We start from the raw sequence: 14,337 nt of genomic DNA on the forward strand, positions 1-14,337 counted from the left end.
CGACGAGGACAGTTCTTCGGCTGCCGAGGCTACCGTCTGAACGTTGGTCGAGGCTTCTTCGGAAGCCGCGGCCACCGCCGTCGCCTGGGTCGAGGTTTCTTCGGAAATTGCCGTCATCGACTGGGCCGAGGACTGCAATTCTGTCGCCGCTGAAGAAACGGTCTGAACGACGCCGCCAACACTGGCCTGGAAGTCGTCGGCCATTTGGTTCATCAGACGGGTTTTTTCCGCAGCAGCGCGTTTTTCCTGCTCCGCCGCTTCGGCTTCCATCTCCTTGACGCGGATGGCGTTTTCCTTAAAGACCTGAACGGCAGCCGCCATTTCGCCGATTTCATCCTCCCTGTCCTGGGCCGGAATATCGGCGTCCAGATCGCCGCCAGCCAGAACACCCATGGAATCCGTCATGTCAACAATCGGGTTGGCCAGCGAACCGGCGACAAAGAAGCCGATGCCGCCAATCAGAACGACGCCAATAACACCGATGATTATAATCTGCATACGGATGGTATTTGCCGCGTCGAAGGCTTCTGCTTCATCGATTTCGGCAATCATCGCCCAAGTGGTATTGCCGATCTGAAGGGGAGCAAAAGCCGATAGAACGGGGTTGCCGTTATAGTCGGTGATAATTTCCGATCCGGTTTCACCTGCCAGCGCCTGCGTGGCCGCATCGGTATTGACACTACCCGTTTCAGGATTGGCGAATGAGGCCGCTACCGAATGGCCTTCCGGATCAAGGAAGGAGTCTGAACGCATCAGTTTGTCCGAACCGACCAGATAGGTCTCGCCGGTCTCGCCCATTCCTTCACGCTGTTGCATGACGCTGTTGATCGCATCAAGCGACAACTGCAGAGCAACGACCATTTCCAGTTCATTGTCAGCCGGGTGGATGATCGGCATGGCGACAAAGCCAGCTGGCGCTCCGTTTGAGGGTGCGTAGGGCGCAAAGTCGGCAACACCGTACTTGTTGGTTTTCAGAACCTCGCGCATCAGATCACCAAGACCTGAATCCTTGTATTTGCCGCTCAGGATGTTGGTTTGGTAATCAGGCTCGCGAAACGCCGAGTAGAAGATGTAACCGTCCGGCATGATCAGGAACAGATCATAATAGCCGTATGCATCGACGTACTTTTTGTAAAATTCCTTACCTTCTGAATCCGTAGGGACGAAAGCTTCGGCAACATCAATTTCAGTCAATACGGCCCATCGCAAACCAAGGAAGTTCAGTGGTGCATAGGACGACAAGACCGGGTTGCCATTATAATCGATAATAATGTCGGAGCCAGATTCACCCTTGAGGGCATTCTGCGTAGCCTCGGTGTCGGCCCGGCCTTTTGCGGGGTTGGCAAAAGATGCAGAAACCGTGTGGTTCTTGGGGTCAAGGAACGAGTCCGAACGCATCAGTTTATCGGGTCCAACAAGATAACTTTCGCCGGTTTCGCCAAGGCCAGTACGCTCGGTCATGATGGCATTGATCTTGCCAAGCGGCATTTGGACAATCAGCGCGCCTTTATACTGACTACCGTTATAAACCGGTGTCGCTAGGAAGCCGGCTGGTGCGCCGGCGCTTGGCGCGTAAGGGGACAGATCCGTAAAGGCAACTTCACCCTTTTTCTTATTTTCCTCAACCATGGAAAATACCTTGGCAAGGTCACTGTCTTTCCACTGCCCGTTTTTCAGGTTTGTGGCGTAATCCAGCTCTTTGTAGACTGAATAAATGACATTACCCGAACGATCGACCAGGAACACATCGTAGTACTCACGCTCCAACAACCACTGGCGGAACCAGGGGTGATACTTGGCGTGGGTTTGAGAATATCCTGAACCGTCACTGGCAGCATCAAGGTTTAGCTTTTCACCAGCCGGGTGGGGATTATCGTTGATATAAAGATTTTGCAAGGACACGGTTTGACCGCCGCCCAATTCATTCCAGCCATTGCTGAAAGCAACGATGGCTTCTGCAACGCCCTGGTTATTGGCCATGATCTGGGTGTCCTGGCGAATGCCTTCCAGATAGGATTTGATTTGTCCGTGTTTGATGGCGCGAATTGCTTCCAGTTTGGAAAATGCCTCTTCCATCAAGGTGGTGGCTGTTTCAGCCAGAACGCCCGCATCGCCCTTTCGTTCTTCAAAGAATTTTTCAATCTGCGCTTTTTTAATACCACGCACGCCGTCAAGCTGATTAAAGCTGGCGGTTTTTAGTGCAGCATTGGTTTGAACCAGCGAGATGACGCCGATGATGGCAAAAGGCAGGATGCCAACGAGTAAAAAGGCAGCAATCAGTTTTGGGCGGACACGTAAATTCATGATCGATACTCCATTCAAACAGAAAGTCGGCTGTTATCTGTCTTCCTGACAGACAAAATCGCTAATACTGGTGCAGCACACAACAGCAGCAAAAGCACTCAACAACACGCTATGAAGCGGTTGCTAACCTGCATTTTTTCACAAAAAAAGGGTTAGTAACTCCCAGATCTCAACAAAAATCAGCACCATACATCGGCGACTTTTGTTTCTATTGAATCCCCCACAAGCTCATCTCAATACATTAATGATTCAAAGCCCGGGTACGCAAGCTTAAAAACCACGAATATAGTGTGGTCTTAGCGCCGTTTCTCCTGACAGGGCATGTTCAATTTCAGCCAGTAACCGGGACTTGTCCTTGGGCAGGTTACCCGCCAGGGCCAGTGAATTAGAGGCATGGTTGGAACGGAAGATGACAGGACGGACAGGGTCAAGCCCGCTAACCAACTGATTGAGCTCTTCCAGGGTGTCCGTTTCATCCTGCCATTCAAAAGCGCCGCCCAATCTGGCGAAGCGTTGCATGAAACGTGGGCTTTGGGCTTCTTCCAGACCCAAAAGCAGGGTTGAAAGATAGGTCGGGGCGGTTTTGTTGATCAGTTCTACGGTGCCCATAATATGCTCGCGCCACAACGTGCGTCCACCAAGACCCAGAATGACCGTCGCCGAAACCTTGATGTCGGCGTCCCGGGCCCGGGCCAACGCCTTTTCAATGGAGGCGGGACTGGCCCCCTTGGTCACCCGCTTGAGAATTTCCCGGGAGCCCGATTCAATACCGACATAGACAAGACTGAGACGCAGGGCTCGCAGTTGTTCAAGTTCCTGAGCGGTTTTGCGCAACAGGTTTACCGGTGTCGCGTAAGCTGACACGCGCTGTAAATTGGGAAATGTTTCAGTCAGTTTGAGCAAAATCTGCTTTAAGTCATCGTAATCCAGGCCCATGGCGTCACCATCGGCCAGAAAAACCCTGTGAGCTTGCGGCCAGTCACGGGCGGCGTCTTCGATATCGGTGAAGATGTCACCCATGGGGCGGACCCGGTATGACTTTGATTTGTACATCGAACAGAACGAGCATTCATTGAACGAACAACCGTATGTGACCTGAATGATCAGGTTGGAACCTTCGGACGGGGGGCGGTACAGGGGCATGTCGTAAAGCATCATCGGGGCATTTTGTCGATTTAAGCCGCCGGAGCAATCTTTTGTTTACCTGATGGGAATAACTTTAAAAATATACCGCCGCTGTTGACGATACCCATGCAGGGAGTCACCATTGCAAACCGTTCCCATTTTGCTAAACCTGTCCTAGAGGATCCCATTGAAAAAGAGTTTACGAAATTTCTCTGACGGCGATGTCATTTTCCGGGAAAGTGACGCCAGTAACTCACTTTATTTCCTGAGTCAGGGAATTGTCGAGCTGAGTAAAGCTGGCGAACGCGGACCGGTCATGCTGGCCATGCTGGAACCCGGTGAAATGTTCGGCGAAATGGGCATCCTTGATGGCGGACCGCGTAGTGCTACGGCGGTCGCCGTTGGACCCGTTGTTATTGAAGAAACCGAACGCCAGGACTTCCTTGATGCGCTCGGCAATGAACCCGAACTGGCTCTGAGCGTCATGAGCAAGCTGGTTGAACGGCTACGCCAGGCCAATGACCGCCTGTCTCATCCCAGCACCGCTACTGAGAAAATTCCAAAGGGCAACGGCGGCTTTTCCATTGGCGGTATGTTCAAGAAACTGACCGCCGCCACCGATGGAGGAACCGGGCGCATTGAAATCCGGGTCTTTCCTTTTGTTGGCGAAGTTCCCGAAGTTGCCGAGGCGCAAAGGCGTCATGTCATCAATTCCCTGGGCAAACGCCCCGGCATCAAGGTCAAGGCGTTAAATAAAATCCCGGAAATTGATCCCGATCTTCATCCTGATGACCGGCTGATGAAGTTGGTGGACTATGCGCAGGAAGCGATGGCGTCTTCTGCCAGCGACCTGATCATGTACGCTGACATTCCCGCACCCGGCACAACCCTGCACCTGCGCTTCTTTTCGGCCCACTCCGATGACAATGACCGGCCCGGCTTTACCCTGCCCACTAGTGTTTTGACATTACCGGTGGATTTCGAGCCCGAACTCGCCGAATTGCTGCTGGCTGTGGCGCTGGCGGCGACAACCGCCGGTGATGATGGCAAACGGGTGCGCCTGGGTCAGGCCCTGTCTGAAACCCTTTATGCCGCCATGCCGGCGGTACAGAGCCTGCCGCAAGACCTGACAACGCGGGAGCGCGCATCGATCCAGATGTGTTATGGCAATGCCATTGCCACCCTTGCCCATCAGCGTGGAACGGCCGAGTTGTATCAAGTCGCGGTGCAAACCTACCGCGCAGCCCTTGAGCAATTGTCCCGTGACGACAATCCTATTGACTGGGCCTTGACCCAAAAACACCTGGGTGCCTCGCTGCAGGCCATTGCCGAGCGGACAAACGACGAAGAAACCCTCAATCAGTCCGCCGAGGCCCTGGAGGCAGCCCTTGAGACCTTCCGTCCGGAAATCTACCCCATACAATGGGCATCGGCGCAAAACCGCCTGGGCCTGGTTTTGTATAAACTTGATTTGAAAACCGGGGATGCGGAAACCCTGAAAAAATCACTGAACGCCTTTCAGTCCGCCCTGCATATCTTTAACCGGAACGACCATCCTGCGCGTTGGGCCGATGTCATGAACAACTTTGCCCAGGCGGCCCAGGTGCTGGGTGAACAACTGCACAGCACCGAAGTGCTCGAAAAGGCCGTCAACGCTTGCATGGGCGCCTTGGAAATCCGGCGCAAGGAAAAGGGCCCCCTGCTTTGGGCGGCGACCCAGAACAACCTGGGATCAGCGCTGTTCCTGCTTGGAAAATTAACCGGTGACGAGGATCGCCTTGAAGGCGCCGCCGGGGCTTTTGATCAGGCCCTGGGGGTGTATACGGATTTCAACGCCGAACGGCTCGCTTCCGTGGCCAGGAAAAACTTATCGAGAGTCAGTTTGTTGCTGCAGGAAATCCACGGACCTGTTGAGCGCAACGGGTCCACGGTTCCGAAACTGGACTGGGAAGATGGCGTTGAGAGAAATTCTTAGGAACTATTGACGACGCGGCTTTACGTGGGCGATGTAAACTTTGCAGTTGGAATAACGGTCATTATAAAAATGATAGGTGATATTGGGTTTGGCCAGACCCGTCGGGTCGTTCAAATTCCATTCGCGGGTCGCGATCCCGGTCACGCCCATGCCTTTTTTGCCTAAATATCCAATATTTAGCGTTTGTATTTTTTTCTGATTAAAAAGATTGCGCTGACAGGCATCGGACAGCGCGCCGTTGTACTGCCCGACATTCCAATAAGGTAAATTGGTGGTGGTGAATTTGCCTGATCCGGCCATGGCGGGCGCGCCAAAAGTAAGTGTCGCAAAGCTGCCTAAGGTCACCAACAGGGCCTTCCAGGACAAGGAAAAATTCATCAACATGGCCTTACCATAGCAGAATTCTGCGGAAAATACATATTTGAAAGCCTTGAGGGAAATGGCGCGCCCGGAGAGACTCGAACTCCCAACCTTCTGATTCGTAGTCAGATGCTCTATCCAATTGAGCTACGGGCACATGCTTGCGCGGGGACACGACCCCCCCTCGCGAAGGCTGGCGACACTACTCCAGAGGCATTGCCATGGCAAGTGCTTAGAGGGGCTGTTTTCACGCTCAAAATTGAAGTAAGTAAATCGGTCCTTGTCGCGCCTAGTGGCTTTGAGTAATATCCTGAAAAACCAAAAGAGTGGGGGCGATATTTCTTAAACTATGGAATAATCGTCGTGTATGTTATTTGCGTCTCTTAATAAAGAGAGCGAAAAAATATTTTAGGTAAGGGCTCAGTCACTTCATGAAGTTTTCAATGTTCCGGAAATCATCAGGATATCGAGCCGCCGTCATTGCTGCGGTGCTGCTCCTTCCTGCGTGCTCTTTCACCGAAGATGCGCTGTGGCCATCGCTAACCGGCGAGGACCCTAAAGGGGCGCCAGAAGCAACCCAGAGCGAACAAGAAGCCCAGGCGCCTGTACTGGCAACGCCGGCAACGGCGCAACCGGCTTTGGGCACCACCAACTTCCAGCCTGAGGGTGTGACGTCCGGTACGGCATCGGGCACCTTCGTTGGCAAGAAGGTCGTCGAATTGCGAAGCGAACTGAAACGCTTGCAGGGGTCGATCTCGCAACACAATGCAACGCTGCAACAGGTGCGCGCCACCATTGTGCAAAATTCGCAACGCTACCACGGTACCGTTGCCGCCATTAACACCCGTTTGCAGGTTGGCACCACGCCGGGCAACCCGATTTTGGTGCAGCAATTCAATAATGCGCGCGGCAATCTTGAGCAAATCAGCAATGACACGGGCGAGCTGAACCGGCTGGCCACGGCTGTATCAGCGGATTCAACCATGTCGGCGTTCCTTTCGGAATCGACCCGCGCCGCCTTTAGCGTTTCGGGTGCTGTCGATGAGGACCACAAACAACTGGCGATCCTTGAAGACGAGGTCAACCGGACTGTCGTCCTGATTGAACGGCTGCTTAAAGAGCTTGCAGAAGATGTGCGCCGTCAAACCAATTATGTTGCCACCGAACGTTCCAACCTGAACCTGCTGTCAGCCGGTATCAAGGGTGGGGAAATCTTTGGCGCCAGCCTGGCCAATCAAGCCATTGTTTCGGCTGCCGGAAACTCCATCTTCCAGGGACCGGCAAGGGCCCAGGACACAACGGGTCGCCGTCCGCTGGTGGTGATTCGCTTTGACCGCCCGGATATTCCTTATCAGCAGGCCCTTTACGCCGCCGTTAGCCGGGTTTTGGAGCGTCGTCCCGACGCCGTCTTTGATCTTGTCGCCGTCGCCCCGGGCGCCGGTGGTCCGGCCCGGATCGCATTGAATTCCAACAAGGCGCAACGTTTTGCCGAAGGCGTTTTAAGATCGCTGATCGAAATGGGTTTGCCGCCTTCGCGTGTGGCCATGTCAGGCAAAACAAGCGCTCAGACAAAGTCCAACGAGGTCCATTTATACCTCAGGTAAGCGAATCGGCCCTTTCTCAAATAAACCGGCAGTCCTTACAAATTGGGCTTGCCGGTTTTTTTTGCAGAATCTTCCCCTGTGCCTATAACGACCTACCCATTGTGAAATAGGGCATAAACCTATTGAAAATAATGCATTTTTTTGTGTTATTTTTGCAACACTCGCCTCATGGTAATGCGTGTCTTTATATTAGAGATACTATAATACTACAATTCTACGGCCTGTTCCCGTATATTGAGCCCGGTTCCATGAGGATAACGGGGGACGTGGCGGCTGCGTATAATGCTCGCCAGCGTTTGTGATCCTTGTAATTTTGTTTTTGAGTAGGGGGTTTCCCGCATGTTTTCGAGCAAGTTTAAACTTACAGTTTTAACGGCAGCTGCCGTTGCTGTGTTCGCACCGTTTAATGTAGCCCAGGCTACCAACGGTTATTTCTCTTCCGGTTACGGTGTTTCAGCCAAGGGTATGGCCGGCGCCGGCGTCGCCTTAAAAGGCCAGGACGCGCTATCGGGCGCCACCAATCCGGCGTCGATGGTGAATGTGGGTAACCGCGTCGATGTTGGCATCGCTGCCTTTAACCCAAACCGAAAAATTACTGCTTCGGGCGGCGGAACAATTTCAAACGACACCTATAAAAGTTCCAGAAACTGGTTCGCAATTCCTGAATTCGGTGTCAACACGATGCTGGATGATGACACGTCTTTAGGCTTTGTCATGAACGCAAATGGCGGCATGAACACGGCTTACAGGGGCAATAACCCGTTCACAAACTTCGGCTCCAATGCCACCGCAACTGCCGGCGTTGATTTGGGGCAGGCCCTGCTTGGCGTCACCTACGCTAAAAAATTCGGCAACCATTCTGTTGGCATCACACCAACCCTCGCCGTCCAGTATTTTTCCGCATATGGTCTTCAGGCCTTTACCGGCATTTCGACTTTTGCCGATAACGTAACGAACAAGGGCTACGATTACTCTGCAGGTTATGGTCTTCGTGCCGGTTATCAGGGCAATCTCGGCCCTCTATCTCTTGGTGCCTCTTTACAGTCACGTATGATGATGCAAAAGTTCGACAAGTATAAAGGCTTGTTTGCCGATGGTGGTACATTTGACATTCCGGCTTCCGCAACCCTTGGTCTTGCTTACACCGTTCCCGATAGCGGCCTTTCCCTCGCCCTCGATTATCAAATGATTGCCTTTAGCTCCGTTGATTCCGTTGGAAACTCAGGCGCGGGTGCTCTGTCAACCTGTTCCGGAGACAAAAGACTTGGTGCCAAAAACGGTTGTGGCTTTGGCTGGGACGATGTTCATGTCATCAAAATTGGTGGCACGTATGACGTTGATGAAAACTTGACGCTTCGTGCTGGTGGCAGCTGGAACACGCAGTCCTACGATAATGCCGAAATCCTGTTCAACATTATCGCCCCGGCTGTTGTTCGCATCCACGCCAGTGTTGGTGCGACATACGATTTCATGGACAATCAGGCTGTCAGCTTTGCTTACACCCGGGCCTTTGATGACAGCATTACCGGCGGACATCCTAATAACGGGGCCGGTGATGTAAAGCATCAGATGAACCAGAATGAGATCGCCGTCGGTTACACATACAAGTGGTAATCGCCTGATCTTCTAGAGTGTCATAAGTAATCTGCCTCTACTCATAAAAACGCCCGGTGCCCCCCGCACCGGGCGTTTTTCTTTTGGCTATATGATCCCGTCCGCCAACCACAGCACCGCGGCGTAGCGCCCGGCCTTGCCGATGGTGACCAGCACCAGAAACACCCATACATTGACCCTGAGCAAGCCTGCGACGAAAGTGAGCGGATCGCCAACCAGCGGCACCCAGGCCAACAAGAGTGACCATGTTCCGAAACGCCCGAACCAGTTTTCGGCCCGGCCCAACTGGTCGGGTTTGAAAGGAAACCATTTGCGATCCTGCCAGTGCAACAGATAACGCCCCAGCCACCAGTTGACCAAAGCACCAAGCACGTTTCCGGCACTGGCGACCAGCCACAGGGTCACAGCTTCCCCGCCACCGGCGGCATAAAAAGCGGTCAGAACAATTTCCGATGAAAAAGGCAGGATGGTGGCCGCCAGGAAGGCGCTCAAAAAAACGCCGGTCAGACTTTCCATTAGAGCGCCACGTTATCGATCAGCCGGGCCCGGCCCAGCTGTGCCGCCACCAGCACCCGGCCCGGCCTGGAAGCATCGTCGTAAGGCTCGAGGGTTTCACTATCCACGACGCTTAGATAATCGACACCGGCAAAGCCCGCCGCCACTATCTGTGCACTGCCCCAGGCCTCTGCCTCAGCAAGGGGCGCACCCGCCTTAATCTTTGTCGCCACGTCGCAAATGGTTTTATACAAAGCCGGTGCGCCCTGACGTTCTTCGGTGCTCAAATATACATTGCGCGAAGACAGAGCCAGGCCATCGGCCTCGCGTACCGTTGCAACCCCTTCAATGCGGGTCGGGATATTGAGATCACGGGCCATGGTGCGGATCACCAACAATTGCTGGTAATCCTTCTCGCCAAAAAAAGCGGCATCGACGGCGGCCTGATTGAGCAGCTTGCAGACGACCGTGGCGACACCGTCAAAAAATCCAGGGCGAGAACTTCCTTCCAGGATATCACCAAGGCCACTGACCGCCACCCCGGTGGCGAAGCCAGCCGGATACATCTGTTCGGTTGTCGGGGTAAAAAGCAGATCGACCCCCGCATTTGTCAATTGTTCCGCGTCGCTTTGCTCATTGCGGGGGTAGCTCTCCAGATCTTCACCCTGTCCGAATTGTTTGGGATTGATAAACAGGCTGGCAATGGTGCGCTCCATGGTTTCAACAGAGCGCCCGGCAAGCGCCATGTGGCCACTGTGCAGGGCCCCCATGGTCGGCACCAAACCAACATTTAAGCCTTGCCCGCGCCAGTCGGCAACGCGTTCTCGCAAATCATCGACGCTGCGAACGATGTCCATGAATTATTCCGCGTCCTCGTCGGGGCGGCGCATGCCAAAGCAGTGTTCGGGACCAGGGAAGCGCCCGGAGCGGACGTCTTCGGAATAGCTTTTCGCCGCATCGGCGATTTGCTGGCCCAGGTCGGCGTATCGCTTGACGAACTTCGGCGTAAAATCGGAGAACAGGCCAACCAGATCTTCTGTGACAAGAATCTGGCCATCACATGCCGGGGAGGCACCAATACCGATGGTCGGAATGGCAATGGTTTCGGTAATCGAGCGGGCCAGCGGCTCGACCGTCCCCTCGACCACAGTGGCGAAAGCCCCGGCTTCGGCAACGGCGACGGCGTCGGCCAGAATGCCCGTCGCCTCTCCGTCTTCCTTGCCGTGAGAGCGAAACCCACCGGCCGTGTTGACCGATTGCGGCAGAAGCCCGACATGGGCGAGAACCGGAATGCCGCGTTTGGTCAGAAAATCAATAGTCGGTGCCATCTCACGGCCACCTTCCAGCTTGACCCCGGCACAGCCGACTTCCTTCATCACCCGGGCCGCATTGCGGAAGGCGACCGCCGGGCTTTCCTGATAGGAACCAAAGGGCATGTCGACGATAACGCAGGCTTTATTTGCACCGCGCATAACCGCCTTGCCATGGGCGATCATCATATCAAGCGTCACCCCCAGGGTATCTTCCAGCCCGTAAAGGACCATGCCAAGGCTGTCACCAACCAGCAACAAATCGGTGTTTTCATCGAGCAGTTGGGCCGTCAGGGATGTGTAGGCGGTCAGGCATACCAACGGGTCGCCACCCTTACGGTCGCGAATATCGATAACGGTAATTTTCCTGTTTTCACGGTGGACGCTCAAGGGCCAGAGTTCCTATAAAGCAGTGGACTTGTCAATGACGCCGATCCTAATCCCTTTTCAGGGCGAATTAAACCGCCCTAATTCTTCGGCGGACGACGAAATCGTGAGCGGAAGGCCCAAAACAGCACGCCAGCGAAAAACACCAGCATCCAGGCCACTTTGTATTCGTTAAACCAGGCAATAAACGAGTCCATTTATGACACTCCTTAGGCAAAGACTATTTGCCGCAGCCGTTCAAAGGCAACAAAATATTCCCATCGTTGATGTCAAAGGGTAGCATGGCTGCATGAAAATAATGGGCATTCCCGGGAAATTTGCTTTTGCACTACTGGCAACCGTTCTGCTTGGCGCCTGTGCAAAAAAAACAGGCGAGCCGGAACCTGCCGTTGATATTAATCCAAAGGCCGCCCCCGAAGCGGCACTTGTCGTTGCGCAAAAGGTCAAGCGCGATCCTGTCCAGGCCGAAAAATGGATGATCGCCGTCGCCAACCCGTTGGCGGCGGAGGCCGGGCGAGAAATTTTACGCGCTGGCGGCAGTGCTGTCGACGCGGCAATCAGCGCCCAAATGGTGCTGAATCTTGTCGAACCGCAATCCTCCGGCATTGGCGGTGGCGCTTTTATGATGCATCTGGATGCACAAAGTGGACAGATGGCCGCCTATGACGGGCGCGAGACGGCACCGGCCAAGGCCCACCCGGAAATGTTTTTAGGTCCTAACGGCACCCCGCGAAAATTCTTTGACGCCGCCGTCGGCGGCCTTTCCGTCGGTGTCCCGGGCTTACTCAAAATGTTGGAAATGGCCCACAACGAGCACGGAAAATTACCTTGGGCAGAACTTTTTGATACTGCTATCACATTGGCGGAAAAGGGGTTTTATGTCTCACCCCGGCTGAATGGTCTGATCAGCAAAGACCGCTTCCTGAAAATCTTTCCGGCAACCGCCAGCTATTTCCATGAAAGTGATGGCACCCCACTAGGCATTGGCCGCACGCTGAAGAACCAGCCGTTTGCCGACAGTTTACGAAAAATTGCCGAAAATGGAGCCGATGCCTTCTATAGCGGTGAACTGGCCCGCAATATCATCGACACCATCAGCAACGCCAGCCAGAACCCCGGCCTGCTGACTATGGACGATATGTTGTCTTACAAGGCAGTCAAGCGCGACCCTGTTTGCCTTTTCTACCGACAATGGCTGGTCTGTGGCATGGGGCCACCCTCATCGGGCGGACTGACGGCCTTGCAAATACTGGGTATCCTGCAATCCTTCGATTTGGCCGAGATGAAACCCGATGAAGAAGGCCTCATGGACGCCCAGGCCCTGCATCTGATCGCTGAAGCCTCAAAGCTTGCCTTCGCCGACCGCAACACCTATATCGCCGACCCGGATTTTGTGCCCGTTCCCGGAGCCGGGATGCTGGACCCCGGTTACCTGGAATTGCGGGCCGCAGAAATTTCACCGGGTAAGGCCCTCGAAAAAGCTTTCCCGGGGATGCCTGGCCTCAGCACCAGCTGGAATTTCTCTGGCAGTGACAATGAGCCCGGATTATCAACCTCTCATATCAGCGTCATTGACGGGGCGGGCAACGCCGTATCGATGACATCAAGCATCGAAAATGCCTTTGGCTCACGAATGATGTCCGGTGGTTTCCTGCTCAATAATCAATTGACTGATTTTTCCTTTGCCCCCGAACGTGACGGTGGGCCCGTCGTCAACCGGGCCGAGGCTAGCAAGCGGCCGCGTAGTTCCATGGCGCCGACCCTTGTCATTGATGGCGAGGGGAAAGTGGTTCTGGCCATTGGCTCGCCCGGCGGTTCGCGCATTATTGGCTATGTCGCCCAGGCTATTATCGCCGCCCTTGATTGGGATATGGATATTCAAAGCGCCCTGGACATGCCCCACATGACCAACCGCAACGGGTCAACGGATCTGGAAGCAGGAACTGGCCTTGAGCAACTGACAACGGCCCTGGAAGCCCTGGGTCACACCGTCAAGGTCAGAGACATGACCAGCGGCCTGCACGCTGTTCAGGTCAAGGATGGCAAGCTGCTGGGCGCCGCCGATTACCGCCGGGAAGGTGTCGCCCTGGGTGATTAACCAGGAGCTAGTTCCAACCCTCTACACCTGACATATCCGGCAGTTCGTGGGCAATTCCCTTGTGGCAATCGATACAGGTTTTATCACCGGAAGCCAGATAGCGTTGATGCTGATCAGATGCACGCGGGCTTTGCAAGGTAATGTCCATTGAGTCGTATGAATGACAGTTGCGACATTCAAGGGAATCATTGGCCTTGAAACGGGCCCATTCGTGCTTTGCCAGCTCAAGACGTTTTTGCTGAAACTTCTCGCGGGTGCTGATAGTGCCGAAGAGCTTGCCCCAGACTTCTTTCGTCGCCGCCATTTTACGGGCGATCTTGTTGGTCCAGTCATGGGGCACATGACAATCGGGACAGGTTGCGCGGACCCCTGAACGGTTGCTGTAGTGAATGGTGGGCTGCAGCTCGCTAAACACATTGTCACGCATTTCATGACAACTGGTGCAAAAGGTCTCGGTGTTGGTCAACTCCAGGGCGGTGTTAAAACCACCCCAGAAGATAACACCGGCGAGAAACCCGCCAAAGGTCAGGAAGGCGAGACTGAAATGGCGGCTGGGGGCATTGAGTGTGCGCCACAGCTGTTTGATCTTTGCGAAGAGCGTCACTGTTTAATTGCCCTTCTGGATCAGCGTTTCGACATCGACGAAACTGTTACCAACCAATGACTTGACCCCATATCTTGGCACATGACATTGGGTGCAAAAATAACGCCTGGAGGTGACCGACGTCAGCACCTGACCGTCAGCATCCATAAAGTGGGTGATACTGATCATCGGTGCCTGCGAGCGTTCAACCGCCGTGCGGCTGTGGCAGCTCATACATTTATTGGCGTTTAAATTAACCGGATAACCACGGATTTTGTGGGGGATGGTCGGTGGTTGTTCGGGATAGTTGCGCGATTGGCGCAAACTGCTGTTGGATTGACGGGACATCGCCGGGGCACTGGCTTCATCGCTAAGAACAGTGCCGCCACGTAACGTCGCAATAGGTTCCCCGGCTGGCGCGTTCGCCACCAGCAGAAAAACAAAGAGCCCGGACAGGAGGCCAAGCATCCCTTTTGTTAGGG

At 54.2% G+C, this 14,337-nt stretch carries 12 protein-coding genes and 1 tRNA gene; 4 read left to right on the forward strand and 9 right to left on the reverse strand.

Translation table 11 applies throughout. The features are described from left to right. The coding region (locus HOL66_11580; protein MBT5244872.1) for a HAMP domain-containing protein at positions 1-2,304 on the reverse strand (2,304 nt) is incomplete at its 3' end. Between the two features lie 270 nt (positions 2,305-2,574). Continuing rightward, positions 2,575-3,462, reverse strand: coding sequence for a radical SAM protein (locus HOL66_11585; protein MBT5244873.1), 888 nt, complete (start codon positions 3,460-3,462; stop codon positions 2,575-2,577). Positions 3,463-3,616: 154 nt separating this feature from the next. Here HOL66_11585 and HOL66_11590 point away from each other — a divergent pair, with 154 nt between their 5' ends. Beyond that, complete coding sequence (locus HOL66_11590; protein ID MBT5244874.1) at positions 3,617-5,404, forward strand: Crp/Fnr family transcriptional regulator; 1,788 nt, start codon at positions 3,617-3,619, stop codon at positions 5,402-5,404. Positions 5,405-5,407: 3 nt separating this feature from the next. On the opposite strand, the gene HOL66_11595 is transcribed toward HOL66_11590, so the two are convergent. Then, a complete protein-coding gene (locus HOL66_11595) occupies positions 5,408-5,704 on the reverse strand; it encodes a hypothetical protein (GenBank protein MBT5244875.1) in 297 nt (98 codons plus the stop codon). 140 nt (positions 5,705-5,844) lie between these two features. Next, positions 5,845-5,921: transfer RNA gene (locus HOL66_11600), tRNA-Arg, on the reverse strand. Between the two features lie 286 nt (positions 5,922-6,207). On the opposite strand from HOL66_11600, the gene HOL66_11605 reads away from it, so the two are divergent. Both HOL66_11605 and HOL66_11610 read left to right on the forward strand, forming a co-directional pair. After that, complete coding sequence (locus HOL66_11605) at positions 6,208-7,368, forward strand: hypothetical protein (GenBank protein MBT5244876.1); 1,161 nt, start codon at positions 6,208-6,210, stop codon at positions 7,366-7,368. Positions 7,369-7,707: 339 nt separating this feature from the next. Further along, positions 7,708-8,982: a long-chain fatty acid transporter gene (locus HOL66_11610; GenBank protein MBT5244877.1), complete on the forward strand. Its 1,275-nt coding sequence runs from the start codon at positions 7,708-7,710 to the stop codon at positions 8,980-8,982. Positions 8,983-9,069: 87 nt separating this feature from the next. Here the strand turns inward: HOL66_11610 and HOL66_11615 are convergent, their stop codons facing one another. The 3 genes from HOL66_11615 to panB are packed head-to-tail and all read right to left on the reverse strand — an operon-like array spanning position 9,070 to position 11,177. Next, entirely contained in the window at positions 9,070-9,498 is a 429-nt protein-coding gene (locus HOL66_11615; GenBank protein ID MBT5244878.1) for a DedA family protein, read from the reverse strand. Further along, positions 9,498-10,334 (reverse strand): pantoate--beta-alanine ligase, encoded by an 837-nt coding sequence (locus HOL66_11620; protein ID MBT5244879.1) that lies wholly within the window; start codon positions 10,332-10,334, stop codon positions 9,498-9,500. The genes HOL66_11615 and HOL66_11620 overlap by 1 nt, the downstream gene beginning before the upstream one ends. 3 nt (positions 10,335-10,337) lie before the next feature. Further along, positions 10,338-11,177: a 3-methyl-2-oxobutanoate hydroxymethyltransferase gene (gene panB / locus HOL66_11625; protein ID MBT5244880.1), complete on the reverse strand. Its 840-nt coding sequence runs from the start codon at positions 11,175-11,177 to the stop codon at positions 10,338-10,340. Positions 11,178-11,463: 286 nt separating this feature from the next. On the opposite strand from panB, the gene ggt reads away from it, so the two are divergent. After that, positions 11,464-13,272 (forward strand): gamma-glutamyltransferase, encoded by a 1,809-nt coding sequence (gene ggt, locus HOL66_11630; protein ID MBT5244881.1) that lies wholly within the window; start codon positions 11,464-11,466, stop codon positions 13,270-13,272. A gap of 7 nt (positions 13,273-13,279) precedes the next feature. Here the strand turns inward: ggt and HOL66_11635 are convergent, their stop codons facing one another. Next, complete coding sequence (locus tag HOL66_11635) at positions 13,280-13,876, reverse strand: cytochrome C (protein MBT5244882.1); 597 nt, start codon at positions 13,874-13,876, stop codon at positions 13,280-13,282. A 3-nt stretch (positions 13,877-13,879) separates the two neighbouring features. Then, positions 13,880-14,323 (reverse strand): nitrate reductase cytochrome c-type subunit, encoded by a 444-nt coding sequence (locus tag HOL66_11640; GenBank protein ID MBT5244883.1) that lies wholly within the window; start codon positions 14,321-14,323, stop codon positions 13,880-13,882. Between the last annotated feature and the right edge of the window lie 14 nt (positions 14,324-14,337).

The sequence above is a fragment of the Rhodospirillaceae bacterium genome (genome assembly GCA_018662005.1).
GTDB lineage: Bacteria > Pseudomonadota > Alphaproteobacteria > Rhodospirillales > JABHCV01 > JACNJU01.

Bases quoted from the DNA above. Each gene is read 5' to 3' on its own strand.
- HOL66_11585 (MBT5244873.1), bottom strand. From the start codon at position 3,462: ATGATGCTTTACGACATGCCCCTGTACCGCCCCCCGTCCGAAGGTTCC.
- HOL66_11595 (MBT5244875.1), bottom strand. From the start codon at position 5,704: ATGGCCGGATCAGGCAAATTCACCACCACCAATTTACCTTATTGGAAT.
- HOL66_11605 (MBT5244876.1), top strand. From the start codon at position 6,208: ATGTTCCGGAAATCATCAGGATATCGAGCCGCCGTCATTGCTGCGGTG.
- HOL66_11610 (MBT5244877.1), top strand. From the start codon at position 7,708: ATGTTTTCGAGCAAGTTTAAACTTACAGTTTTAACGGCAGCTGCCGTT.
- HOL66_11615 (MBT5244878.1), bottom strand. From the start codon at position 9,498: ATGGAAAGTCTGACCGGCGTTTTTTTGAGCGCCTTCCTGGCGGCCACC.
- HOL66_11620 (MBT5244879.1), bottom strand. From the start codon at position 10,334: ATGGACATCGTTCGCAGCGTCGATGATTTGCGAGAACGCGTTGCCGAC.
- ggt (MBT5244881.1), top strand. From the start codon at position 11,464: ATGAAAATAATGGGCATTCCCGGGAAATTTGCTTTTGCACTACTGGCA.
- HOL66_11640 (MBT5244883.1), bottom strand. From the start codon at position 14,323: ATGCTTGGCCTCCTGTCCGGGCTCTTTGTTTTTCTGCTGGTGGCGAAC.